Consider the following 2,262-nt stretch of genomic DNA (forward strand, 5'->3'; position numbering starts at 1 on the left):
TAGGTAATAATTTATTTTACCTGTGTTAATTACTTGATAACTGAAGTGTCACTCAAGTATAGCATTAATGCCTGGGAATTGGTATAACAAGGGTAGGTTCTGAGAATAAATATAATAGGATAATATCTATCCCGATAATTGTCATTTCATGGAAGAATGAGATGGGAAGATATCAAACGACTTTTCAGATGGATTATTATATATATCAATCCTAAATGATTTCCCAAAAAAAACTGTAGGTGTTTGATCTCCTCTCCCCAAGAGAAAATGGGATTTAGAAACCAAACCCTGTTAGATAAAATATTACAACCTATTTACAATTGCTATAGTTAAGAAAAAATTGTTTAGGACATAGACTAATGACGAATTTTAGGCAGCAGAAATGTTTTTCCAACTGTTCCCTGTTCCCTATTCCCTATTCCCTGCTATATATCAGAATCAAAAATAGTTAATCCGAAACCTTAGATATAAAATATAATAAATAAATTCAATTTTCGGCTAGAGCATAAAAATATCTAGCCAGTTATGAGGAAGTGGGTGATCGGTGTTCCAACGCATAAGGCAGGACTTAAAAAATGACCTAATCGCTGGTCTATTGGTAGTAATACCATTAGCTACAACAATTTGGCTTACTATAACTATTGCTCGATGGGTAATTGATTTTCTTACTAAGATTCCTAAACAAATTAATCCCTTTGATGGTTTACATCCAATTTTGGTGGGTCTACTAAACTTCTTAGTAGGACTAGCGGTACCATTGCTAAGTATCCTAATAATAGGACTGATGGCCAGAAACATTGCTGGAAGATGGCTGTTAGATTTAGGTGAGAAAATCTTACAAGCAATTCCTTTTGCTGGCTCAGTTTATGGCACTCTAAAGCAAATATTAGAAACTCTGCTCAGGGATTCTAACGAGAGATTTCGTCGTGTGGTACTTGTAGAATATCCACGTCGAGGAATTTGGACTATAGCTTTTGTCACTGGTAGTATAGGTAACGAAATTAAATCTCATCTAGGAGATTCAATGTTAAGTCTTTTCATTCCCACCACTCCAAATCCCACATCTGGTTGGTACGCCATAGTACCAGAAAAAGATGTGATTAATGTTTCTTTGTCAGTCGAAGATGCTTTTAAAGTATTAATATCTGGTGGAATAGTAAATCCTACTCCATCAACAGGAGTTGGTCAAGAAAAAATCTCTAACAATGAACTTAAACCAGCACTTCCAGATATAGAACAATATTAATAACAGGGAGTAGGGAGTAGGGAGAAAGAATTGATCAATAAGNTACCAGAAAAAGATGTGATTAATGTTTCTTTGTCAGTCGAAGATGCTTTTAAAGTATTAATATCTGGTGGAATAGTAAATCCTACTCCATCAACAGGAGTTGGTCAAGAAAAAATCTCTAACAATGAACTTAAACCAGCACTTCCAGATATAGAACAATATTAATAACAGGGAGTAGGGAGTAGGGAGAAAGAATTGATCAATAAGAGTGGGATAATTGATTTGATTTTTTATTATTTACTAGGTCTATTATGAAAAAAGCTCCCCGTTCTACAGCTCGTGAACTAGCCCTCCTTGGCTTAAGTCAATTACCAACAAATCCAGGGAGTTTAGAAAAAAAGCAACTTCAAGAAGTTGTATTAGCAGCAGTTCGGACTTTAAGAACGGAAGCCCAAGATATTTTAGAAACTGCAGCAGGAGAAATACAGAGGGGGAGCGATCGCCTTCTGAGTAGTCAGATCGGGACTACTGATATTGAAAGTGCCAGAGCAATGATCCATGAAGCTATGGAGTTAGGCCAAACAGCAATTAATCGTATTGGTACTGCTGTTGAATTACCAGAAATTATTCAACTTACTAATCAATTAGAAGTTCGCAGCTATGCAATGGAAATTCTGACAAAAGTTAATGTTAATAAAGAAGAAATTGATAAATTACTCAGAGAATCAATAGTAGATTGGCAAATAGAACGTTTACCTCGAATTGATCTAGATATACTTAGAATTGCAGTAGCAGAAATGATGTTTATTGGAATTCAAGAACAAGTGGCGATTAGTCAAGCAGTAGAACTAGCAAAACGTTATAGTGGCGAAGATGGGCATAAGTTTATTAATGGGGTATTGCGAAGAGTCCTCAACAAAATTAATGTAATTTAAGGAATCATATACATCAAAGTTAAAAGTTAGATTTGACTGAAGCTGGAATTAGACAGAAAAATTAGACTAGACTAGAGGTAATTCCCCAAACTATAGCGC

General features: G+C 35.1%; 2 protein-coding genes. Both read left to right on the plus strand.

Features of this window, described 5'->3' with window-relative positions:
* The first annotated feature begins 544 nt into the window (after nucleotides 1-544).
* Complete coding sequence (locus AFK68_RS01010; RefSeq protein WP_094670932.1) at nucleotides 545-1,246, plus strand: DUF502 domain-containing protein; 702 nt, start codon at nucleotides 545-547, stop codon at nucleotides 1,244-1,246.
* Nucleotides 1,247-1,539: 293 nt separating this feature from the next.
* Nucleotides 1,540-2,163: a transcription antitermination factor NusB gene (nusB, locus tag AFK68_RS01020; RefSeq protein ID WP_094670934.1), complete on the plus strand. Its 624-nt coding sequence runs from the start codon at nucleotides 1,540-1,542 to the stop codon at nucleotides 2,161-2,163.
* Nucleotides 2,164-2,262 lie beyond the last annotated feature (99 nt).

The sequence above is a fragment of the Hydrocoleum sp. CS-953 genome (genome assembly GCF_002260545.1).
GTDB lineage: Bacteria > Cyanobacteriota > Cyanobacteriia > Cyanobacteriales > Microcoleaceae > Trichodesmium.

Bases quoted from the DNA above. Each gene is read 5' to 3' on its own strand.
- nusB (WP_094670934.1), top strand. From the start codon at position 1,540: ATGAAAAAAGCTCCCCGTTCTACAGCTCGTGAACTAGCCCTCCTTGGC.